Here is a 23,418-nt window from a genome sequence, read left to right as displayed (position 1 = left end):
GCAGGTGGCCCGGCTTCCTTCTGTCCGGAGAATGCCCATGCACAGGATCAGACGCGTCTGGGAGCACTTCGAGGAGGGCATGATCGCCTTCCTCCTGGCGGCCATGACCTTGATCACCTTCATCTACGTGGCGCTGAACAACCTCTACACCCTGTTCTACAGCCTCAGCGACCACTGGAGCTTCGCCAGCGAGCTGCTGCTCGACATCGGCGACCACTTGATGGGCTACGCCCAGGAAATGACCTGGAGCATCGCCCTGACCAAGGCGCTGTTCGGCTGGCTGATCTTCTTCGGCATCGCCTACGGCGTGCGTACCGCCGGCCACCTCGGCGTCGACGTGCTGGTGCGGCGCACACGCAAGCCGGTGCAACGCATCCTGGCGATGATCGCCTGCGCCTGCTGCCTGGCCTATGCCGGGTTGTTCCTGGTTGCCAGCATCAAGTGGGTGAATGCCGTGTTCGTCGCCGGCATCGGCGCTGAAGACCTCGACCGCTACGGCATCAAGATCGGCCACATCGCGCTGATCGTGCCGTTCGGCTTCGCCCTGATCATCGTGCGCTACCTGGAAATCCTCTACCGCATCTTCACCCACCGCCAGACCAGTCTGGGCCTGGCGGATGAAGCTGCAGAGGCGAGCAAACTGGCCAACCCGGGCGAGGAGTCACACTGATGACCGTTATCTGCCTGTTCCTGCTGCTGTTCGTGTTCATGTTCCTCGGCGTGCCGATCGCCATTTCCCTTGGCCTGTCGGGCGCGGTGTCGATCCTGCTGTTCAGCCAGGACTCGCTCAGCTCGCTGGCGATCAAGCTGTTCGAGACCTCCGACAGCTACACCTTCCTGGCGATCCCGTTCTTCCTGCTCTCGGGCGCGTTCATGACCACCGGCGGCGTTGCCCAGCGCCTGATCGATTTCGCCAACGCCTGCGTCGGCCACATTCGCGGCGGCCTGGCCATTGCCGCAGTGCTGGCGTGCATGCTGTTCGCCGCGCTGTCCGGCTCCTCGCCCGCCACCGTCGCCGCCGTCGGCTCCATCGCCGTGGCCGGTATGGTGCGCTCGGGTTATCCGAAGGAGTTCGGCGCCGGGATCATCTGCAACGCCGGCACGCTCGGCATCCTCATTCCGCCGTCGATCGTGATGGTGGTGTACTCGGCCGCCACCGAAACCTCGGTGGGCAAGCTGTTCATGGCCGGTGTGATACCCGGGATCCTGCTCGGCCTCGCCTTGATGGTGACCATCTACATCGTCGCCCGCGTCAAGAAACTCCCCGCCCAGCCGCGTGCCAGCTTCGCCGAATGGCTGCGCACCGCCCGCCGCGCGTTCTGGGGGCTGTTGCTGCTGGTGATCATCCTCGGTGGTATCTACAGCGGCATGTTCACCCCGACTGAAGCGGCCGCGGTGGCGGCGGTGTACTCGGCGTTCATCGCGCTGTTCGTCTACAAGGACATGCGCCTGCGCGACTGCCCCAAGGTGCTGCTCGAGTCCGGGCGCCTGACCATCATGCTGCTGTTCATCATCGCCAACGCCATGCTCTTCGCCCACGTGCTGACTACCGAGCAGATTCCCCAGCAGATCACCCAGTGGGTGCTCTCCGAAGGCCTGACGCCGATCGGCTTCCTGATCATGGTCAACGTGGTGCTGCTGGTGGCGGGGAGCTTCATGGAGCCTTCGGCGATCATCCTGATCCTGGCGCCGATCTTCTTCCCGATCGCGATGAAGCTGGGCATCGACCCGATCCACCTGGGGATCGTGATGGTGGTGAACATGGAGATCGGCCTGGTGCATCCGCCGGTGGGGCTGAACCTGTTCGTGACCAGTGCGGTGACTGGATTGACGCTGGGGCAGACGATTCGTGCGGCGCTGCCGTGGTTGTCGATTCTGTTGCTGTTCCTGGTGTTGGTGACGTATGTGCCGTTTATTTCGCTGGCGTTGCCGGAGTGGTTGGGGATGCCGTAGGGGCGGTTGGCATTTCGGACCAAAGGCGCTGACGCTGATCGTCAGCGCCTTCTGGTCGCAGCACTCAGGAGCCTTTGATCTTGGCGAATCCATGGGTGACGGAGATCAAACGCATACTCAGTCCGAATTCTTCCACGAGGCCTTCGTAGACCGCTCGATGGATACCGGCGCCGAAATACTTCACAACGGTTCCGACATCAACAGGGGCATTGTGCAGCGGCTTGCCGTCTTTGTCATAGATGACCACACGGCTATAGCCCAACGAAGAAGAGAAGCAATCCAGCGCCAGATAGTTTGTGGGGTTGGCGAAGGTCAGTTCAAAGGAGGCATCAGTTCCGCTATGTCCGGTTGTTCCGTGGACAAGGATGCTGTTTTGGCCGTTGCTGTCTTCCAGCACTATGAATTTAACGTTGTTGCCACTGGAACTCAGCGTGAGCGTGTATCCCAGCCTTTGCACTTCACCTTTGAGTTCACTACCGCGGTTCAGATCCTTAAAAGAATCAGTGATGTAGGGTATTTGGGAGTCCTTATAAAGCTCATTCATCTTGGTCATCGTGTGCTCCTGAAGGGCGAACCCCTGAGTTTCGGTTGGGATAACGACGAACGCATGAGGGCTGGCTGTATTCCAGGCTAAACAAGAAGGAGACCTACCCGCCCATACAGGCTCGGGGTTCATGTTGGGTGAGGAATAACAGGGCCGGCAACTGGCAGACTTGTCAGTTGCCGGTTGCCTGTAGGGCTTCTATGTTCAGCGATTTTGTCTGCATTTGGATTGAGTCGGCTGCGAGTACTCACAAAGCCAGCACCCTGCGCCGGCAGGGCAGGAGCATTCAGTCATACAGCCACGGCTTGAGCTCGGCCAGGTTGCTGATGACCACCTGCTGCGCCTCTGCCTTGGGGTCGAGGTTCTTCGGGTCGATCTGGTAGCGCTGCAGCACATACTTGACCAGCGCCTGGCGCGTCGGGATCTCGAGGCAGCCATCAATCATCCCGTAGTCACGCTGGATGATCGCCTTCTGTGCATCATCAAGCCGTGGATCGGGCTGCAGGATCACGGCAATCTCGCTGTTCCACACTTCATCACCTTCCGCACCATTGCCATTGCTCTCCAGCAGCTCCGGCGTCCCGCGAATCCGACTCAGCACGAAATCCCGATACGCCGCGTTCTTCTCGCAATAGGCGCGCACATGCCAGCGCATCCCCGTGTGGACCAGGGTATGCGGCTCGATCACCCGTACTTCCGGCTCCGGGTTGGCCAGGGACACGTACTCGATTTCAAGCCGCAGCTTGTCGCGACACGCCTTGAGCAAAGGGCGCAGGATCTCGGGCTGGATGCTGCGATCAGGCACCTGCAGCACCAGGGTATGGGCATACGCCAGCTTCAGCCCTTCGATGTGGGGCGCACGCTCATTGTTCTGAGCCAGCAGGTCGAGATAGGCACTGGCGCTGAGGTCGATGAAGCGCGGATTGAAGGTCTTGCTCGGCACATAGCCCTTGAGTTGCTTGTCATATGTCAAGTTTTTTGACGCATGCTCGGTGATGTAAGTGTTGATGTCTTTCGACGCCTGCTGGCGACTGATGCCGAAGCTCTGCATCAGATGGCCCGTGGTCAGCCGGCCTTCCCACCAGACAATGGTCTCGATCAACCGATAGCGAAGCGCCAGGTCCCAGCGAACCTGGGCGATGGATTGTTTGCGTTTCATGAGCCCCCCATGTGTGCGGATACTTTACCTGTATGAGTCAACACTATGGACCTGTCGTTTAACTCTACATATCGTCTGTGTGGCATGAAGGCACATCGCCGCATAGGGAGAGATTGACACATGGGTATCTACGATTGGGTTGCACTGGGCGCGATGGCAATGATCGGCGTCATCCTGCTGGTGATGCTGTTGCAGTACATCAAGCTGCGAGATCTGTGGGAGGGGTTGAGTCGGTGCCGGGAGGCGCTGCGCTGGGCGCGGATTTTCGAGAGTGAGAACAAGGAGCTGAAGCGGACGTTGGTGGCGGAGAGGAAGCGGGTTAGGGAGTTGCAGGGGCTGCTGGAGGGCGTGTCCAAGAAGGCGGGAGTGCAGTGATGCAGGGTTGCATGGCTAGAAAGCCCGGAAAGCACAAGCCCGGTGTTCGGAATGCCACCACAGAGACCTTGAATACCGGTGAAGGCATTTTGATAGTATTGGGCTCTTTCGAACAGTGTTCATAAACAGGATCTCCCGCGCGAGCGAATACCGCAGCCGGGCCGCGTCAGGAATGGAATGATGACTCTACTCGATTTTTTGAACGCCAAGACCTACTCCGGCGCGGGCAAGATCTACGTATCGCCCGATATCCCGAAAAAACTCTTGAGCAACGCCGTCTCGACCTACGCCCCTCATGTCGATCCGAGCGAGGTGTTGGTCCTCATCGATGACACGGTGTTCGGTAGCGGTAAAGACGGGGCTCTGGTGACCGCGGACGAGTTGGTGGTCAAGGAAATTTTCACCGACCCAGCGGTGTACCCATTCGACCGCATGCAAGCCATCAGCGGTCAGGGCAACAAGGTCTACGCCGGCAAAAAGGCGATCATGACCTTGAACGTACCTGCCAAGGAAGACGTTCAAGTTTTCTTCACGCTGCTGGGAAAATGGGCCGCGGGGCGTGATCAAGCCGGTGATGTACCTGATGCACAAGCCAGTGCTGGCACAACAGCTGTGGGCAGTGAGCTGACCGAGGAGCAGGTCGAGCAGCTTGCAGAAGCGATACTGGTTGCCGCCCAGCGATTGGCTCCTGAGCGTGTGTTCGTTCAGCCTCATATCCCGCCCAAGAAGCTTCAGGCAGCCTTGGCCTCCTATGGCGGGAACCTGACAGCAGACGACGTTCTGGTCCTGGTCGATGACACCCTGTTCGGCAGTGCCAAGGAAGGCCTGCTGTTGGCCCGCGAGACACTGGCGCTAAAGATGGTGTTCGATACGCCGCGCCTGTTCTTCTGGCGACACACCCAGGAACTGCATGTCGAAAAACGCGACTTGTTCGTGAATTCCAGAAAGATTGGCAGCCTGACCCAATTGGGTAGCAAAGAGTTGACGCCGTTCCTCAACGCCATCAACCAGGCGCTGGATGCGATACGTGCCACCAGCACCAGCCCATCGTCGCCTTCATTGGCAGTCGAGCCCGCCTCGGTAGAGCGAGTTATCGCTGAACCGAAGGTATCTCCGGCTCCTACCATCGCCCCGGTATCCAAGCTCCCCGTTGAAGTCGAAGGCACACGCGTTCAAGTGTTGGAGAGTTTGGATCAGCCCGACAAGCCAGGCACCAAGGACAAGATCTTGGGCTATGTCGCCAGTGCTATCGAGCAGAACAAGTCGAAGATCATCCCCTTGCTCAAGGAGCGTACTGGCGAGGCCTCGCTGGCGGCGATTCGCGATGATGCAAACGTCGAGAAGCTCGCGTCCTTCTTGTATGCGTTTCTGCCCGGTGTTGTGCGCCTGGCATTGAAGGAGCAGGTATTTGTCCGCTTCATGCTAGACAACCGCGACAAGTTACTCGAAAAGCTCCTGCAGAATGAAAGCCTGTCCCGGGAACTGCTGCTCACCAACGGCGCGCGTCCACGCACGTTCAATGACGAGCTGGACGAGCTATTGGGGGAAACCGTGCCTGTTGCGAGTGGACGCGATGTATTGGCCAGGTTCAAGGCGCTGGACCAGACGATCCGCAAAGAGGCGGCAGGGGAGGACGATGAAATCTGGATGTACAAACTGCCGGTCACCTTCCTGAACCTGATCTTGCGTCGCCTTGAAAGGTTGGAAGAGCCTGCTCAGCAGGTCGAGGCTCAGGTACTGAGTGTGCTGTCGATCATGTACGGCTTCTCGTTCCACAAGATTCCCGAACAGGCCCGCCAGCAAGAAAACGTGTTCCAGGCCTATTTCATGGGCTACATGATGTTGTGCGAACGCTATGAGCAAACGGCAGGCGCAACGGTGGACACAGAGGCTGAATGCCTGCCTGTGGCGTTGGGGCTGGCCAAGATGGTGGATAGACAGACGCTCAACAAGATGGTCCGTCAGTTGCTGGAGAATGACTCGTCCATGCAGCAGGCCGGGTATCTGGGGTCTGAAGACATTCTGGCGCTTCTGAGGGAGGCGAATCACTTTGCTGAAAAGTGGTTTGAGGCCTTGGCCAGCAAGGTGCTGGAAGAGGAGCGGGAGATTCAGCGCAAGTGGGGTGACTTGCTCGGTTGATGTTCTGGGGTAGAACACGCGGAAAGACTTTTCGCCACAGCCATGTACAACCTGATTCAAGGATGCGAACCAGCTATGAAAGCACAGCACTTCATCGACGACCTTGCCGACGCCATCCAGAAAGATGCGCATCTGGATGAGGCTGCCAGAAACACCATCTACCGTAATCTGGCGCGACTCAAAGATACCAAGGTCAACCTGTTGATCACCGGGGCAACCGGATGCGGCAAGTCCTCGACGATCAATGCATTGTTCAATACCGACAAAGCCAAGGTCGGCCAGGGCGTCGACCCCGAGACCATGGAAATCGCCCGCTACGAACTGAATAACATCGTGCTGTTCGACTCCCCGGGCCTGGGCGATGGTAAGGAGGCGGATATTCGCCATGCCAGGAACATCACAGCAAAGTTGGCCGAACTCGATGAGCATGGCGAGCCACTCATCGACCTGGTGCTGGTGATTCTCGACGGTTCCAGTCGTGACCTTGGCACCTCGTTCGAACTGATCAGCCAGGTGATCATCCCCGCGCTGAACGGAGAACATAAACGTCTGCTGGTGGCCATCAACCAGGCCGACATGGCCATGAAGGGGCGTCACTGGGACAAGGGCCGAAATCAGCCTGAGCCAGAGCTGGTGAAGTTCCTCGAAGAGAAAGTGACCTCCACCAAACGACGCATCAAGGAAGCCACAGGCGTCGACGTGGAACCGATCTATTACGCAGCCGGTTACAAAGAGACCAGCGACGCGCAGAACCCGTACAACCTGTCGAAACTGCTGTTGCACATCCTGCGTCACACCAAGGCGCAAAAACGTGCGGTGTTCATCCAGGACGTCAATGTCGATGAGCAAATGTGGAAAGACGACGACCGTCTTGAAGACTATCGCAAGGAAATCAGCATTTCGGTACTTGAGTCCATAAGAGAGGGTGCTTCGGCGGGTGCCGATCTGGGAGCGCAAGCAGGCAAGGCCATTGACCGATTGCTCGGCGGTAAATTTGGCGGGGTTGCCGAAGCGGCAGGCAGGATCATCGGCGGCGTTGGCGGCGCTGTATTCGGCTTGTTCAAGAGCATTTTCTAGCCCATTCGCAGACGAGCCGGCGTAGCGCCGAGGCTCATCAAGGGAGGGCAGGATGTTCTTCACCCATTCTCTTTCGAACATGTTGAGTGCTACGGCAGACGCGACCAAACAGATCCTCTGGCTTCAGCAAGGCAGCAATTACCGCCGCGACGACATCCGCACGAAAATCGAACAGTGTGGCCTGCTCTATCCCTTGGATGTTCTTTTGGTGGGGGGTACAGGAACCGGCAAGAGCTCCACGCTGAACGCCCTGTTCGGCAATGCCGTTGCCGGTGTAGGCGATGGTGTCGACCCTCACACACAGGCAGTCGACGCCTATCGCCTGCACAGCCACTTGCGCTTCCATGATTCAGCCGGGCTGGGCGACGGCAAAGACGCCGACCTGCGTCACAGCAAGGCGATCACCGAGCACCTCGGCCTGGTGACCAAGAACAATCCCGAGCACGGTTTCATCGACCTGGTCATGGTAATTCTGGACGGCGGCTCGAGAGACCTGGGTACAGCGTTCAGCCTACTGGAGAAAGTAGTGCTCAAGGCCATCTCAGCCGATCGGGTGATCGTCATCATCAATCAGGCTGACATGGCCATGAAAGGCCGCCACTGGGATGAGAAGCGCAACCGGCCGGAACCTGAACTGATCGCCTTTCTCGATGAAAAGGCCAAGTCCGTGCAGCGTCGCCTGCTGGAAGCCACTGGCCTGACCATCAAACAGCCGATCTGCTACAGCGCCACCTGCGGCTACAACTTGCATGCCGTGATCGACCATATCTACGAACACATACCCAGTAGCATTCGCCAGATGAAATGAGCTGTCGCATGACAGCCCATTGCACATTACTGGACGCTTGCGCACTCACTTACTGAATGGAGCTAAACCCATGGCAAACGAAAACTTCGAACACGTCTACTCCGACGATTCGTTCTGGGACAAGATCAAAAACTTCGCCAAGGCTGCAGGCGAAACGGCGCTGGAGCCTGCGCTGAAAATGTATTACTCGGCCACCGACAACGACACCCCGACCTGGGCCAAGACCACCATCTACGGCGCGCTGGGGTACTTCATCTCGCCTATCGACGTAATCCCGGATGTGACCCCCTTCATTGGTTATACCGATGATGTTGGTGTGCTCTGCGCAGCGTTGGCAGCAACCGCTGCCCATATCAAGGAAGAACATGTGACAAAGGCGAAAGAAACGTTGGCGCAGTGGTTCTCCTGAACCCGCCTCGCTAACCGCCCACGGCTACAGCAAAGGCTCTCAGTAGCCCTCCATAAATAACGTTGCCTCGAGATGGCGTAACGTGTACTGCTCCGGGCCAGACTGATCAACGGCAGCCAACATGGCTCGGCCCAGCGCATTGGCATCAAGCTGGGCCGCCCAGCATCTGTAAGCGTTGCGCCAGGCAAGGTAAGTGGCCCTAGGGCGTGAACCGCCTCGACCAGCGACCCGCCCCAGTGCCGGATAGCGCTGGCGCAACTGGGCGATGTCGACATCTGACAAAGCGGCTTCGGCCAGAGCAAGCAATGCTGTTGCCACGCGGGAGTCATAGATCAGGAAATCTTCGGGGTAGAACACGGCATAGAGTTTGGTCCAGGCGCTGTTCATCGCGGCGGTCTGAGTGCGGCTACGAAGTTTAGCCAGGCGCAGGTTATCGATGACTGCCTGAGGATCCTGGGTAGGCACACGCACTCCGCCCCATTTGCATATATCGGTGAAAAGTTGAAGCACTGCGCTGGCGTTGCGGTTCAGATCCGGGCTCAGTGAACGTGCCCTTGTGATGAAACTGTCGAGGATCTTTTCGGTGGCGTTGAAGTTGGTGGCTGGGTTTGGCCAGAAGTAAGCGTCCAAGCGAGCCTTGAAGCCAAATGCGGGTTTCGCGGGGTGAAGTGCGCGGCGTTTGCGGTCGAGGATTTGAAACGGGGTCTGGATCAGGTGATCAAGCAAGCGGGCTTCGATGCTTTGGCCGAAGTGCGGTTTTGGCTGGACGGGCACGGGTTGGGTGGATTCGGGTTGGTCCAGGGTTTCTTCCTGCTCGTTCAGGCCCAGTACCTCGTAGAGGCCTTTGGCGATGCGTTTGTATTGTGGAGCTTTGCCCGCATTGACCCAGTGCCCCGTATTTTGGGCTGCGTTAGCCAGTTGTGTGCGGATGTAGTCTTTTTTGTAGAAGCTGAAGCCTACTCGGTAGTAGTCGACGTTTCCGTTTGCGGTTTGGCGGATGACGTGGCGATCGGCGGTGAGGAGATCTTTGGCGCGGAGAGGGTGGGGTAGGGCTCCCTCCTGGATTTCAAGGATGATTGAGTCGTGGAGGGGCATGGGGTGGTCCTAGAGTGACTGATGTGGGGCCGGGGTAATCTGAAACGAGTGGGTACCTAACTGTTTTGTCTAATTAATAATTGATTGGTCAACTCGCTTGGAATACCAGTTGGAACGCTGCGTGGTCTGGATTCCGATGGACGGTGCGTTGTGAGGACCGCGCCCAAAAACGAATCGGGGCCGAATCTATCAAGCAAATGGACGCGCTGCTGATTGTTGCCCCTGGGCTCGCAGGTCAGGGGCTCCTAGTGTGGTGTTTCAGAAATACCCCTGGAAATCAGGCCACCGCTTTACCCGTGCTCTGCCAGCCGATAAGGTGGCGCGCATTGCAAAATGATGGCAGCTTGCGTGGTCCAGGGATGGCTCTCTGAATGAAGCGGTGCATTAAAGCGCTGTTTTGAGGCTTTCTCAGGTTCCCTCTCGTTTGTTCATTGCCCTTTTGAGTATTGGCCGGCCTATCTGGTGGACGGTGTGGGAGTGTTATGCATGAGTGAATTGGCCCAGGCGTTGCTGGCAGCAGTACCGGAAGATGGCCGCAGCATCGGCAATCAGGCCCTTTATGAGCGACTCAAGAGCCAGTTCACCGGCCTGAGTGAAGAGCAATTCTGGGAATCGCGCGACGCGCTAATCGGTGAGGGTGTGCTGGTCAAAGGCCGCGGGCGTGGCGGCTCCGTGCTGCGCGCCCAGGCCGCAGGTGCCAGCCTGGCGGCGCAGGCGCTGAGCAAGGCGCGCGAGCGTTTCGAGCCGGCGGTGGCCGAAGTATCCGCCAGCTATGTCGTCGAAGCGGCAGCCAGTAAGGCCAAGGCGGTCAAAGTACAGGCTGCCACCAGTATCGAGGCCATGGAGAAAACCCTCTGGGCCACAGCCGACAAGCTGCGCGCCAATATGGATGCCGCCGAGTACAAGCACATCGTGCTCGGACTGATCTTCCTCAAGTACATCTCCGACAGCTTCGCCGGCCGCCGTGCCGAGCTGGAACGCAAGCTGACCGACGAGAATGACGATTACTACTTGGGCGAAGACGACTCAGAGGCGCTCAACGCCGAGCTGGAAGACCGCGACTACTACCGTGAGGTCAACGTGTTCTGGGTGCCGGAAGTGGCGCGCTGGGAGTCGATTCGCGCCGCCGCCAAACAGGTGGATATCGGTAAGCGTATCGACGAGGCCCTGGCCGCCATCGAGGCGGAAAACCCCAAGCTGAAGAACATTCTCGACAAGCGCTACGCCCGCGCCCAGTTGCCGGACGGCAAGCTCGGTGAGCTGGTGGACCTGATCTCCACCATCGGTTTCGGTGACGACGTGGGCCGCGCCCGCGATCTGCTCGGTCAGGTCTACGAATACTTCCTCGGACAGTTCGCCAGCGCCGAAGGCAAGAAGGGCGGGCAGTTCTATACACCGGCGAGCATCGTGAAAACCCTGGTGGCGGTGCTCAATCCGCACCATGGCAAGGTGTATGACCCCTGCTGCGGTAGTGGCGGTATGTTCGTGCAGTCGGAGAAGTTCATCGAAGCCCACGGTGGCAAGCTGGGCGATGTGTCCATCTATGGCCAGGAGTCCAACCCCACCACCTGGCGTCTGGCCGCGATGAACCTGGCCATTCGCGGCATCGACTTCAACCTGGGCAAGGAGCCGGCGGATACCTTCGTACGCAATCAGCACAGTGATCTACGCGCTGACTTCGTACTGGCCAACCCGCCGTTCAATATCAGCGACTGGTGGCACGGCAGCCTGGAAGGCGACCCGCGCTGGGTGTATGGCACGCCGCCGCAAGGCAACGCCAACTATGCCTGGCTGCAACATATGCTCTATCACCTCAAGCCCAACGGCCGCGCCGGTATCGTGCTGGCCAACGGTTCGATGAGCTCCAGCCAGAACAGCGAAGGCGAGATTCGCCGTGCCATGGTCGAGGCCGACGTGGTGGAAGTGATGGTCGCCTTGCCCGGCCAGCTATTCTTCAACACCCAGATTCCTGCTTGCCTGTGGTTCCTGGCCAAGGACAAACGCCATGCCCTGAGCACTGGCGGCATCGACCGCAGCGGCCAGGTGCTGTTTATCGATGCGCGCAAGCTGGGTACCAGCGTCAGCCGGGTGCAGATCGAGTTGACCGATGCCGATATCGAGCGCATTGCCAGCACCGTGGCGACCTGGCGTGGCGAAGCACTGGACGAGGGCGGGCATGTAGGCGAGTACGCCGATATTCCCGGCTTCTGCCGCAGCGTTACTCTGAGTGAGATTGCCGAGCATGGCCATGTGCTGACCCCGGGCCGCTATGTCGGAGCCGAGGAGGTGGAAGACGACGACGAAGCCTTCGCCGACAAGATGCAGAAGCTCGCGGAAAAGCTCGGCGAACAGATGGCCAAGGGGGCGGAGCTCGATCAGTTGATCCGGCAGAAGCTGGGAGGGCTGGGGTATGAGTTCTGAGTGGCGCTCATATCGCCTTGACGAGGCGGGGCGAATCGTTACGGGAAAGACGCCAAAAGGCAATGTGGCTGAATATGTTGGCCGTGATGTGCCATTTGTAACGCCGCCAGACTTTGATGGTTCTAAGTGGATTGATGAGACGGCTCGTAGAATATCTAAGGCTGGTGCTCTCTCCGTAAAAAGCTCCATTGTTCCGGCTGGAAGTGTGTTGGTTACATGCATCGGCTCTGATATGGGGAAGGCAGCGCTTACGAGGTCGAGTTGTGTAACTAATCAGCAGATTAACGCTGTTGTTGTCGATGAGGATCGATTCTGTCCAGAATTCTTGTATTACAACCTTTCGCTTAGAAAGGATGAAATTCGTGGTTTGGCAGGCGGTTCTGCGCAGCCCATTCTGAATAAAAGTGCGTTTGGACAAGTGAGGTTCGATTGCCCGCCACTTTTACAACAGAAGGCGATAGCTGCTGCGGTTGGGCCGCTCGACAACCGCATCACTCTGCTACGCGAAACTAACGCCACCCTGGAAGCCATCGCCCAGGCGCTGTTCAAATCCTGGTTCGTCGATTTTGACCCCGTACGTGCGAAGGCCGAAGGCCGCCAGCCGGAAAGCATGGACGCCACCACCGCCGCCCTGTTCCCCGATAGCTTCACGGAGTCCGAGTTGGGCTTGGTGCCGGAGGGGTGGATGTCACGCCCTATCTACGATATGGCGACCTATATAAACGGTGCGGCCTATAAAGCGTTCGAGCCAAATGCGGAGCGGCGTGGTTTACCAATCATCAAGATCGCTGAGCTGAAGGCAGGGGTTAGCGCTCAAACTGCGTTTTCGGACGTTGCCATGCCGGCTAAGTACTTAATTGAAACAGGCGACATCCTTTTCTCCTGGTCAGGCAACCCAGACACGTCAATCGATACCTTCGTTTGGCAGCATGCTCCAGCGCTGCTGAATCAACACATTTTTCGAGTGTTACCCCACGAAGCTTTTGAGCGTTCGTTTGTGCTTCAAATGCTCAGAAACTTAAAGCCAGTATTCGCGGAGCTGGCACGAAACAAACAAACCACTGGGCTAGGCCACGTTACCGTGGCTGATTTGAAGCGACTCCGTGTCGTTCACCCTCCGCAGAAGGTGATTGAGCAGTTCAACACTCTGGTTGTGCCAATCCACCAAATGATTTTTGGTAATGAGCAGCGGGCTCAAACCCTCACCCAACTCCGCGACACCCTCTTACCCCGCCTGATCTCTGGCCAGCTGCGCCTGCCGGAGGCGCAGGCTCTGCTGAATGATAGGGGTACTGCCCAATGAACGAGCCCATTGCCGAGCGCGAAGCACTGTGGACGCAGTTTCTCGAGCGCTGGTCGCTGGAAAGCCTGTATCAGATGACCCTTGAGCAGTACAACCTTGCTGGCTCGGACGACCACTTTTGCCGCTGGCTGGAGAAACATACTGAGTCTTTGGGCTCGATTTGGGGTGGGTCATCCTTCAAGTTCGGCGTGTTTTCCCGGCTGGACAAGAAGCAAAAGAGCAATCCCCATCGTGTGTTCACCGACGAGCACGCCTGGCTGAAGAAGTACGGCAGCAGCGCAGAGCAGGCGTTTGCCACCGTGCGCCAGCATATTGTGACGGTGGCTGAGGCGGCGCGTGTGGGCGATTTGGAGGCAATCGAGCAGGTCGATCTCGGGCCGGTGGTGAAATGGAAAGTCGCGTTCCTTTATCAGAACCGGCAAGAGCCCAGCATTCTCTGTGTGTTCGCAGCCCGCGACCTGTGCGCGGCGTTGGGGCGTAAGACCAGTCACAATGAGCTGCTGGCGCCCTTGCAGCGTCAGTTGATGGCTCAGCGGCAAGGGCAGAACCTCTTTGCTTACTCTGATCAGGTGTGGGCGCAGGCGCAAGAATGGCATCGCAAGCACAGCCTGACCGAGCAGGCGCTGGATTTTTTCAGTGCCGACCCTGAGCGGTTCACGGAGATCAATGTCACCAAGAAAATGGCTGGCTTTCGCCTGAGCAATGACCGCGAACTGGCCTTACTGCGCGAAAACGGCAAGCTGAGCCTGTTCGTTGCGCCTGGTAACTGGCGGCAGGCCATTGCGGGGCTGGACTGCGAACACTACTCACCCCAAGACACACGCCACAGCGGTCTTGCTTCCTGTGCGCCGGCACTGGCTGTGGGCAACCCGGCTCTGTCCATCAAGCTCGCCGATATGGCGGCGCTGGAAGCTCTCTGCTTGGCCTATGAGGCTGACTCCATGGATGAGGTAACTGCAGTGCAATCGCTAACTCCAGGTGGTGAGCGGCAGGTAGCACCGCTCAATCAGATCCTGTACGGCCCGCCGGGCACCGGCAAGACCTACGAAACAATCGACGCGGCGCTGGAAGTTCTCGCGCCGCAACTCCTTTCGCTGCCGCGTGAGCAGCGCAAGCGGCATTTCGATGAGTTCGTTGCCCAGAAGCGCATTCGCTTCGTCACCTTCCACCAGAGCTTCAGCTACGAGGATTTCGTCGAGGGGCTGAGGGCTTTGCCTCCGAACAGCGAGGGTAACCCTGGTGGAGCGCTTGCTTACGATGTGGCCAAGGGTGTGTTTGTCCAGCTGTGTTTGGATGCCAGTGGCGACCCGGTGCTTGAGCAGAAACTGGGTCTGAAGAAAGACCCAACCATCTGGAAGATTTCCATCGAGGAGGCTAGTAGCGACGGGCGCACCCGACGCTACTGTCTCCAGCATGGTGAAGCCCGTATCGGCTGGCACAAGGTGGGTGATATTCGCCAGGCCGATCTGGCTGATCCTGCGCTCAAGCTTGGCAGCAATGACCAGAGCTCACTGGCCAGCTTCGGGAGTGAGGTCGAAGAGGGTGATGTGCTGGTCTGTCTAGGTACTCGCAAGAGTATTTGCGCGGTGGGGGTGGTTACCGGCGAGTATGAGTACAACCCCGAGGTGCCGGAGGGGGTGCGCAAGGACTATGTACATCGTCTGCCGGTCAACTGGCTGCTGACCGATATTGACTTCGACATCACCGAACTCAATGGCGGTCGTGGCCTGACGCTGAAAACCCTGTACCCCATGAGCCGCATCAGTTGGCCCGAATTGCAGCAGGGGTTACAGCAGGCCGGCCTCAGCCTGGTGGGCGAGGCTAAGCGGCCCGTGGTTGGGCCGAAATTGCCGCATGTGCTGATTATTGACGAGATTAACCGCGGCAATATCTCGCGCATTTTCGGTGAACTGATCACGCTGATCGAGCCGTCCAAGCGTGCCGGTGCCTCAGAGGCGCTTGAGGCCGTGTTGCCATACTCGAAGCGGCACTTCAGTGTGCCGGACAACGTCTACCTGATCGGCACTATGAACACCTCCGACCGCTCGCTGGCGGGGCTGGATATTGCCCTGCGTCGACGCTTCGTGTTCCGCGAGATGCCGCCACGGCCCGAGCTGCTGGATGACGTTGAGCTAGCTGGGCTGAATATCGGCCGACTGCTGCGGGTGATGAACCAGCGTATCGAGGTGCTGCTGGATCGGGATCATTGCCTGGGGCATGCCTACTTTATGCCGCTCACTGGTGACCCTACGTTGGCGCGGCTTGAAAGCATCTTCCGCAACCAGATTCTGCCCCTGTTGCAGGAGTACTTCTTCGAGGACTGGCAGCGTATTCAGTGGGTGTTCAACGACCACCGCAAGCTGGCGGTCGACCGCTTCGTGGAGCAGGAAAAACAGGATGTGGCGGCACTGTTCGGCAGCATCAGCGTGCCGGCCCAAGGTGGCTTATGGCGAATCAATGATGCAGCGTTCAAGCGGCTTTCTGCGTATGCGGGCGTCATCGCGGTGAATACCAGGGCCGAGGAGCCAGCAGAAGAATTAGAGGAGGAGAGTGCTTGAGCGCATTCGTCAGCGTTCGTGAATACGCTCGCCTGACCACGGCTGCCGTCGCACCCGGCAACCTCGACTGTGCGCAGATTTCTGAATCAGCCTTTGACTGGCTCTGTGAGCTGAGTGCTAGCTTTAATCGCAATGGCGCCACGTTGCTGCAGGTAGAGGGGCGGCGCTCGCTGAAATGGGACAGCTACGTGGGTGTGCTGGAAACGCCCTGTGGTACGCGCCTGGAGATTCTGCCCAAGCACCATGAGCAGGGCGATTGTCTGGTGAAGGGGCGTGCGCTTCTGCGCAAGCTGATTCAGCGGGCTTTGCAGCTCAAACCCCGCGAGGCCTCGGTGACGAGTCTTGAGCTGTTCGATACACCGCTCAGTGAGTGGGTGATGGGCCAGTTCCTTTCGGAGCTGGATCTGCTGGTAAAACGTGGTGTGCGCTTCGACTACCAGCGCATCGAGGAGGAACAGCGTTTTCTCCGAGGCCAGCTCAATGTGGTCGCACAGATGCGCCAGCCACCGGGGCGCCAGCATCACTTCCAGATTCGCCACGATGTGTTCCTGCCGGACCGTGCCGAGAACCGCTTGCTCAAGCTGGCGTTGGAGCAGGTGGCCAAGAGTACGCAGGATGCCGCCAACTGGCGCCTGGCCAACGAGCTGCGGGCGATGCTGGCCGAGGTGCCGGTTAGCAAGCAGGTGAGCCAGGATTTACGCGCCTGGAGCCGCGACCGGCTGATGGCGCATTACCAGGCGATAAAGCCCTGGTGCGAGCTGATCCTCAACCAGCAGATGCCGATTGCAGTAAGCGGCGAGTGGCGCGGGATGAGCATGCTGTTTCCGATGGAAAAGTTGTTTGAAAAATATGTTGAGGGGTGGCTGGGGGGGAAATTGCTACCAAGCGCGAAACTGACGCCACAATCCAGCCGGAATTATCTCTGCGAGCATGACAACGGAAAGATGTTCTGCCTGAAACCGGATTTGCTTATCGACCGGTCCGGACACCGCTGGATTGTTGATACCAAGTGGAAGCGCATCGATGCTGGTAGACCTGATAAGAACTACCACTTAAGCCAGAGCGATTTCTATCAGCTGTTTGCTTACGGGCATAAATATCAAAGAGGCGATGAAGTGCCGAAGCTGGTGCTGATTTATCCGCATTGGTCTGGGCTCCAGAAAGCGCTGCCGGTTTTCGATTACGGAATGGGCATGAGCTTATGGGTGTTGCCGTTTGAGCTGGATAACGAACACTTGCTGGGCGCTGAGTCCGCAGGAATTCCTTTACGGAAGGAAAGTGGCGTCGCTGCGGAACCTCGTTATCCCTTTGGGACGCTGCTGGAGCCCGGCCAAGAAGGACCAGGCAACTGATCGCGGCTATCAAATCGGTTAGAAGAAGGATGTGTATGTCTATTACCCGATTGTTCTTGATGGCAGAATGCCTATAAATGAGGCGACGCTGCACGAGTTACTGAGAAAGCGTCGCGAATTGGCGCGGGATATGCCGTACGGAGCACCTGAGCCTCAGGCGGCTGATTTCGGGGAAATGTTAGGGTCTAGGGATGAGATTGGATAATGACTGAAGACCAGTTGGAGCAGGAAACTCTTGGCTGGCTTGCTGAGCAAGGCTACCAGATACTTCATGGGCCGGATATTGCGCACGACGGAGAAACTCCAGAGCGTGAAAACTATCGCCAGGTAGTGCTGGTGGAGCGTTTGCGAGCTGCAATTGCCCGATTGAACCCACTGGTACCAGTGTCTGCACGTGAGGATGCCTTGCAGCACGTACTGGAGTTAGGGGTACCTGTTCAGCTTTCTGCCAACCGTATTTTCCATCGCCTGCTGGTCAGTGGCGTGCCCGTCCAATACCAAAGGGATGGCGAAACTCGCGGTGATTTTGTACGACTGATCGATTGGGCGAATGTGCCGAGTAATGAGTGGCTGGCGGTCAGCCAGTTCACTATTCAGGGGCCGAAGCATACTCGCCGCCCGGACATCATTCTGTTCCTCAACGGCCTGCCGTTGGTGCTGCTAGAGTTGAAGAACCCGGCAGATGTAAATGCAGATCTGGTAAAGGCGTTCGACCAAATCCAGACCTACAAGGAGCAGATCCCGGACATCTTCCAGTACAACGAAATCTTGATCATCGCCGATGGCAGTGAGGCCCGCATGGGTTCGTTGTCAGCCGATATCGAGCGATTCGCCCGCTGGCGCACCATCGATGGCGTGACCGTTGACCCATTGGGGCAATTCAACGAGCTAGAAACGTTGGTGCGCGGGGTGCTGCAGCCTGCCATGCTGCTCGATTACTTACGCTACTTCGTACTGTTTGAAGACGAGGGTCGTTTGGTAAAAAAAATCGCCGGCTACCATCAATTTCATGCAGTGCGGGCAGCTATTCAGCAGGTGGTCACTGCCTCACGCCCTGGCGGTACTCACAAAGGAGGGGTGGTCTGGCACACCCAAGGCTCCGGTAAAAGCATCACCATGACCTGTTTCGCGGCACGGGTGATGCAAGAAGCCGCAATGGAGAACCCGACCATCGTGGTGATCACTGACCGCAACGATCTGGACGGGCAGCTCTTCGGGGTGTTCTCACTGTCGCAGGACCTGCTACGTGAGCAGCCGGCGCAGGTCGCAACTCGCGGTGATTTGCGCGAGAAGCTCGCTAATCGGCCCAGCGGCGGTATTGTCTTCGCCACTATTCAGAAGTTCATGCCGGGCGAGGACGAAGACAGCTTCCCAGTGCTTTCCCCGCGTTCCAATATTGTTGTGATCGCTGATGAGGCACACCGCACTCAATATGGCTTCAGTGCCTCGTTAAAAGCGCCTGGTTCGCAGGCGGCTGAAGCGCATGCTGTTTACCAGGTCGGTTACGCCCAGCACCTGCGCGATGCGTTACCCAATGCCACTTTCGTAGCGTTTACCGGCACCCCAGTCTCTAGCGAAGACCGTGATACCCGTGCGGTGTTTGGCGACTACATCCATGTTTATGACATGCAGCAGGCCAAGGAAGACGGCGCCACTGTGGCTATCTACTACGAATCCCGACTGGCCAAGTTGTCGCTAAAGGAGAGTGAGTTGGCCCATCTCGACGATGAAGTCGACGAGTTGGCGGAGGACGAGGAGGAGGATCAGCAGTCTCGCTTGAGGTCGCGTTGGGCTGCGTTAGAGCAGGTGGTAGGTGCTGAGCCGCGTATCAGAAGCGTGGCGTCCGATCTGGTGGCGCACTTCGAAGAGCGCAATCAGGCGCAAAACGGCAAGGCGATGATTGTGGCCATGAGTCGTGAGATCTGTGTCCACCTATATAACGAGATCATCGCTCTGCGTCCTGACTGGCATGACGACGATCCGGAAAAAGGCGCGTTGAAGATCGTCATGACGGGTAGTGCGTCTGACAAAGCTCTGTTGCGCCCACACATCTATCCCAATCAGGTGAAGAAAAGGCTAGAGAAGCGCTTCAAGGACCCAAATGATCCGCTCAAGCTGGTGATCGTTCGGGATATGTGGTTGACCGGCTTTGATGCGCCTTGCGTGCATACGCTATATGTCGACAAACCAATGAAGGGCCATAACCTGATGCAAGCTATTGCGCGCGTGAATCGCGTGTTCAAAGATAAGCAGGGTGGTTTGGTGGTGGACTACATTGGCATTGCCAACGAGCTTAAGGCTGCGCTTAAAGAGTACACGGCTAGTAAGGGCAGGGGGCGTCCTACGGTGGATGCTCACGAAGCTTATGCTGTGCTGGAGGAGAAGCTAGATGTTCTCCGCAGCATGCTGTATGGCTTCGATTACAGCAATTACCTCACGGGAGGGCACAAGCTGCTGGCCGGAGCTGCCAACCATGTGCTTGGGCTCGAGGATGGCAAAAAACGCTTTGCTGACAATGCGCTTGCCATGAGTAAGGCCTTCACGCTTTGTTGCACGTTGGATGAAGCCAAAGCGGTGCGCGAGGAAGTGGCATTTTTCCAGGCGATAAAAGTGCTGCTGACCAAGCGAGAAATCAGTCAGAAGAAAAAGACGGACGAAGAGCGAGAGTTAGCCATCCGCCAGATCATCGGCAATGCCGTGGTGTCGGGTGAGGTTGTAGATGTGTTTGAAGCTGTGGGTTTGGATAAGCCCAACATTGGGCTTCTAGACGATGAGTTTCTTGCGGAGGTGCGGAATCTCCCGGAGAAGAACCTCGCTGTAGAGATGCTGGAACGCCTGCTTGAAGGCGAGATTAAGAGCAAATTTTCCAGCAACCTGGCACAGGAAAAAAAATTCTCTGAACTTCTCGATAGCGTAATCAAGCGCTATCAGAACCGATCAATTGAGACGGCCCAAGTAATCGAAGAGCTGATCGAGATGGCTAAAAAGTTCGCCGCTGCCAGTAAGCGTGGTGATCAGCTGGGGCTCAATGAAGATGAGCTGGCCTTCTACGACGCTCTTGCCAATAACGAGGCCTCCGTGCGAGATCTTGGAGATGAAACGCTGGCCAAGATTGCTCATGAGTTGACTAGCAGCTTGCGACAGAATGTGACAGTGGATTGGAGCAATCGCGACAGTGTACGGGCGAAGTTGCGTTTGATGGTAAAGCGAATTTTGCGAAAGTACAAATACCCCCCAGATCAGCAAGAGGAAGCGACGCAAATGGTGCTAGCGCAGGCTGAAATGCTTTGTGAAACATGGGTCTGATAATTAGCGTGGAGTAAAGCCGTAATTTTGAGGGCGAAAATCTATATTTTATAGAAGTAGAGCTTGGGACGTGGCGTCTGAGTTTTACTTGAGCTCAATGGCTCGCATTGCGAGCCATTGCACATTGGCAGAGCTTAAAAGTATTGTTTTCGTTTTCTGTTTGCTCTTGTTAGGTTGGCGGTTAGTTTGAAGTTAGTAGTTCGAAAAATTCTTTTTGAAGTGCTGATAGTTGTGTTTCAAGTGTTTTCTGTTTTTCAGTAAGGGTGGTTATCGAGTTTTTTTGTGACTGCTGGCTATCCATGTATCTTGATGGGCTTAAGCTGTAGCTGTTGCTCTCAAGTTGTTCTATTTTTATTAGTTTTGAAATTCCTTCAAATTCGCTTCGGGTTTTATATATTTCTAGGGTTGCGTAAAATGGAGCTCTTGATTCCATCGAGAAATTGTCATTTGTATATTTTTCTGCTTCGGGCGAATCGATTAGTAGAACCGGTTTGTTGGTGGTTCCAGTTTTTTTGAGAACTAATACTGCAGTCGGTATTCCAGTATTTTTGAGCATTCCTCCTGGGAGAGCAATCACTGCATCAACTAATCCATTTTGGATAATGCTTCTCCTGATGGCCCCCTCTAAACCACCTCGAAATAGAACTCCAATTGGAACGAGTACTGCAGCGCGTCCATCTGGTTTGAGTGATTTCAAAATCATCTGTAAAAAGGCGAAGTCAGCCTTGTTTGGAGGAGGAGCGCCGAAGTCGAAATATGAGGTGGTAATGCCTGACTGGTAGCTGCTCGTAGAAAGCGAAAATGGGGGATTTGCAAGTACTATGTCGTAAGCTGAAGCCTCAACCTCTTGGAGTGAGTCTGACTTGCGAATCTCGAAGTCGGTAATTCCATGTACGATACAGTTTATTTTCGCTATTCGTGCGGCTGACGAGTTTATCTCTCTTCCATAAATTTTAAGCGGTCCACTATGCTTGCATGTTAAAGCGTTTATGTTGGCGGAAATCAGAAAGCCACCAGATCCGCAGGTGGGATCGTATAAACTTTCGCCGCCTATGGGCTCGACAATATCTACCATCATCTTCACTAGTTCGCGAGGTGTATAGGCTTCCCCAGCCCTTTTTCCTTGCGCCTCTGCAAAATGTTGGATGATTTTTTCAAAAAAACCACCGGCGGCAGTAGGGAAAATATGACTTGATATTAGCTTGTATAATTGAATACATGTTTCCGTTACGGCGAACGGGTTCCTTACACGCTCTGTTAGATGCTGTATGGCGATTCTTAGGCTCAGCTCATTGCTGTAGGCACTGTCAATCTGGTCTGCAGCCTGCAGAAGAGTAGATACTATTATGTCATTTTGTGATGTTTTTATTGACTCTCGAAGGAGTGCTTGTAAGTGGTCATCAATTATTCTATTGTGAATTGAAGAATATATAACAAAGAATATACAAACAAAAAAATCTGTGTATTCCTGAGTGTCAAGGTGTGTCTTCGACCGAAGGTCATCGATGATAGTGTCGATGATGGAGTGTTCAAAATCGCTCAAGAGTCTTCTCTCAGTAGGGTGGTGCAAAAAACGTCAAGAATGTCCTCGCCGTTTCTAGCTAATGATTCGAGCACTTTTTTTTGAGTCATCCAATTCTTGTAAATCTGAGTTATCTTTATCTGGTTGTGAGTCTTAGGTATCGGGATCGTAATCTCTGATAGATCCTTCAGGCCTATGTTGGGTATGGCGCTGCCGGCTTTGATTCGCGATAATTTTGAGCGACCTTCGCTTGAATTTAGGTACCAGCATAAGTAGGCTGGCTCTATTTCATTTTTTGGTGTGCTCAGGATTGCAACTTGATTTGTGGTGATTACGTTTAGTTCTGTCGGCAATGTAATTAATGCAGCCTCTATTCTGTTTCCGCGTAAAGGGATCAGTATGTCGCCAGTGTACAATATACTTTTTGCTTTCCCTGGTTCGACTGCGGCAAAAGGGAGGTTGGAAAATTCAATACCTTCCTCGTGGATATCCTTAATTTGAACTAATTTATACCCATCGCTGCGGCTTTCGTCCTCCGCTTTTCCCCTAAAGGTATGACCTGCGCGGACGTCTATGATTTCGGATAGTCTTCTTATGTTCAATGACGTTTACTCATTTTCATTGATTGGTCAAGGTGGGAGTTTATCCCAATGCTTGTCGTGTAGCCTGACCCGGTCTCCGGTACCGAGTGCTCGTAGTAAAAGCTGAAATTCTGTAGCAGCCACAACCAGGGCAAAATCACGCCATACAGCTTCGCATTCTTCATTGTGGCTCCTAAGATTCCATTACAGTACCGTTGGTACTACCTTGTCATGTGGGCAAATTTAGCCCTTCCTCGGGATTTCGTCAATAGTACTGACGATACTGTTGCGAAAGTCTCCTCCTGTGCCCGAAGCATCATGGATAAGCCAGGGTAGTTACGGATTCGAGGGGGACTGGCGTGAGCTTGGCTATACCTATGGCCGCGGCCGGCTATGGCGGAGGCGCTACTTCCTGTTCCAGCAAGGGGGAGTGTTGTGGCCCTTGGGCTTCGCACAGTTGCATAGCTATCCTCCCGAAGTTACCGACCTCTCCCTCACGTCATCCCGCCAAGAATGCTGAGTGTTATCAGGGATCAAGGCCCCTGCGACCTGTGGGGAATGTCCTCTTCGCGGGACTGGCGGCTCCTTACGTCCGGGAGCAAGGGCATCTCATGATCTGGCCTCCTGAGCACCGTTGCCGGTGGGCGGGTGGAGGCAGCACTGGCTGACGAGATCAGCGCCTGAAGATCCTGAGCCATGTGCAAGCAGCAATGCGATGACCGGGGCATACCTGACTGTCAGTCAGGTGCAGTCCATTCCTTGGTCTGCGGCACCATCATCTACAGCGCTGTTGCTGGTGACATCGGCGTTTGTCAC

General features: G+C 56.2%; 17 protein-coding genes and 1 pseudogene. 13 read left to right on the top strand and 5 right to left on the bottom strand.

The window, feature by feature from the left end; all coding sequences use genetic code 11:
- The first annotated feature begins 37 nt into the window (after positions 1-37).
- Positions 38-670: a TRAP transporter small permease gene (locus HU729_RS13135; protein WP_186710382.1), complete on the top strand. Its 633-nt coding sequence runs from the start codon at positions 38-40 to the stop codon at positions 668-670.
- Entirely contained in the window at positions 670-1,953 is a 1,284-nt protein-coding gene (gene dctM / locus HU729_RS13130; RefSeq protein ID WP_186670429.1) for a C4-dicarboxylate TRAP transporter large permease protein DctM, read from the top strand. Before HU729_RS13135 ends, dctM begins: the two co-directional genes overlap by 1 nt.
- Before the next feature lie 64 nt (positions 1,954-2,017).
- On the opposite strand, the gene HU729_RS13125 is transcribed toward dctM, so the two are convergent.
- Positions 2,018-2,506, bottom strand: coding sequence for a hypothetical protein (locus HU729_RS13125; protein WP_186710380.1), 489 nt, complete (start codon positions 2,504-2,506; stop codon positions 2,018-2,020).
- Positions 2,507-2,783: 277 nt separating this feature from the next.
- Positions 2,784-3,656 carry a WYL domain-containing protein gene (locus HU729_RS13120; RefSeq protein ID WP_186710378.1) on the bottom strand — a complete coding sequence of 291 codons (873 nt, stop codon included), beginning with the start codon at positions 3,654-3,656 and terminating at the stop codon, positions 2,784-2,786.
- A 120-nt stretch (positions 3,657-3,776) separates the two neighbouring features.
- Here HU729_RS13120 and HU729_RS13115 point away from each other — a divergent pair, with 120 nt between their 5' ends.
- The 5 genes from HU729_RS13115 to HU729_RS13095 all read left to right on the top strand — a co-directional run bounded on the left by HU729_RS13115 (position 3,777) and on the right by HU729_RS13095 (position 8,464).
- The gene (locus HU729_RS13115; RefSeq protein ID WP_186710370.1) at positions 3,777-4,031 is read left to right on the top strand and encodes a hypothetical protein; all 255 of its coding nucleotides are present in this window, start codon (positions 3,777-3,779) and stop codon (positions 4,029-4,031) included.
- Positions 4,032-4,211: 180 nt separating this feature from the next.
- Positions 4,212-6,170: a hypothetical protein gene (locus HU729_RS13110; protein ID WP_186710368.1), complete on the top strand. Its 1,959-nt coding sequence runs from the start codon at positions 4,212-4,214 to the stop codon at positions 6,168-6,170.
- Between the two features lie 75 nt (positions 6,171-6,245).
- Entirely contained in the window at positions 6,246-7,247 is a 1,002-nt protein-coding gene (locus tag HU729_RS13105) for a GTPase (protein WP_186710366.1), read from the top strand.
- 52 nt (positions 7,248-7,299) lie between these two features.
- Positions 7,300-8,055: a GTPase gene (locus HU729_RS13100; protein ID WP_238348370.1), complete on the top strand. Its 756-nt coding sequence runs from the start codon at positions 7,300-7,302 to the stop codon at positions 8,053-8,055.
- Between the two features lie 70 nt (positions 8,056-8,125).
- Positions 8,126-8,464, top strand: coding sequence for a YkvA family protein (locus HU729_RS13095; RefSeq protein ID WP_153774944.1), 339 nt, complete (start codon positions 8,126-8,128; stop codon positions 8,462-8,464).
- Positions 8,465-8,503: 39 nt separating this feature from the next.
- On the opposite strand, the gene HU729_RS13090 is transcribed toward HU729_RS13095, so the two are convergent.
- Positions 8,504-9,559, bottom strand: coding sequence for a hypothetical protein (locus HU729_RS13090; protein ID WP_186710358.1), 1,056 nt, complete (start codon positions 9,557-9,559; stop codon positions 8,504-8,506).
- A gap of 486 nt (positions 9,560-10,045) precedes the next feature.
- Here HU729_RS13090 and HU729_RS13085 point away from each other — a divergent pair, with 486 nt between their 5' ends.
- From HU729_RS13085 to HU729_RS13065, 6 genes and pseudogenes are all read left to right on the top strand, one after another.
- Positions 10,046-11,980 (top strand): class I SAM-dependent DNA methyltransferase, encoded by a 1,935-nt coding sequence (locus HU729_RS13085; RefSeq protein WP_186710356.1) that lies wholly within the window; start codon positions 10,046-10,048, stop codon positions 11,978-11,980.
- Positions 11,970-13,283 carry a restriction endonuclease subunit S gene (locus HU729_RS13080; protein ID WP_082425851.1) on the top strand — a complete coding sequence of 438 codons (1,314 nt, stop codon included), beginning with the start codon at positions 11,970-11,972 and terminating at the stop codon, positions 13,281-13,283. The genes HU729_RS13085 and HU729_RS13080 overlap by 11 nt, the downstream gene beginning before the upstream one ends.
- Positions 13,280-15,841 (top strand): AAA family ATPase, encoded by a 2,562-nt coding sequence (locus HU729_RS25855; protein WP_060515612.1) that lies wholly within the window; start codon positions 13,280-13,282, stop codon positions 15,839-15,841. The genes HU729_RS13080 and HU729_RS25855 overlap by 4 nt, the downstream gene beginning before the upstream one ends.
- Positions 15,838-17,193, top strand: coding sequence for an McrC family protein (locus tag HU729_RS13070; protein WP_186710354.1), 1,356 nt, complete (start codon positions 15,838-15,840; stop codon positions 17,191-17,193). The genes HU729_RS25855 and HU729_RS13070 overlap by 4 nt, the downstream gene beginning before the upstream one ends.
- Positions 17,156-17,398, top strand: a pseudogene (locus HU729_RS25850) (hypothetical protein); the annotation flags it as partial. The gene HU729_RS13070 and the pseudogene HU729_RS25850, both read left to right, overlap by 38 nt.
- Entirely contained in the window at positions 17,398-20,499 is a 3,102-nt protein-coding gene (locus HU729_RS13065; RefSeq protein ID WP_186710352.1) for a type I restriction endonuclease subunit R, read from the top strand. The pseudogene HU729_RS25850 and the gene HU729_RS13065, both read left to right, overlap by 1 nt.
- Before the next feature lie 181 nt (positions 20,500-20,680).
- Here the strand turns inward: HU729_RS13065 and HU729_RS13060 are convergent, their stop codons facing one another.
- Positions 20,681-22,042: an N-6 DNA methylase gene (locus HU729_RS13060; RefSeq protein WP_177335403.1), complete on the bottom strand. Its 1,362-nt coding sequence runs from the start codon at positions 22,040-22,042 to the stop codon at positions 20,681-20,683.
- The gene (locus HU729_RS13055) at positions 22,039-22,623 is read right to left on the bottom strand and encodes a restriction endonuclease subunit S (RefSeq protein WP_060515821.1); all 585 of its coding nucleotides are present in this window, start codon (positions 22,621-22,623) and stop codon (positions 22,039-22,041) included. Before HU729_RS13055 ends, HU729_RS13060 begins: the two co-directional genes overlap by 4 nt.
- Positions 22,624-23,418: the final 795 nt, after the last annotated feature.

This window comes from Pseudomonas sp. RW10S2 (assembly GCF_014268985.1).
In the GTDB taxonomy this organism is placed as follows: Bacteria; Pseudomonadota; Gammaproteobacteria; order Pseudomonadales; family Pseudomonadaceae; genus Aquipseudomonas; species Aquipseudomonas wayambapalatensis.
The sequence above is the reverse complement of the archived record's forward strand: the minus strand, read 5'-3'. Positions and strand labels throughout refer to the sequence as shown.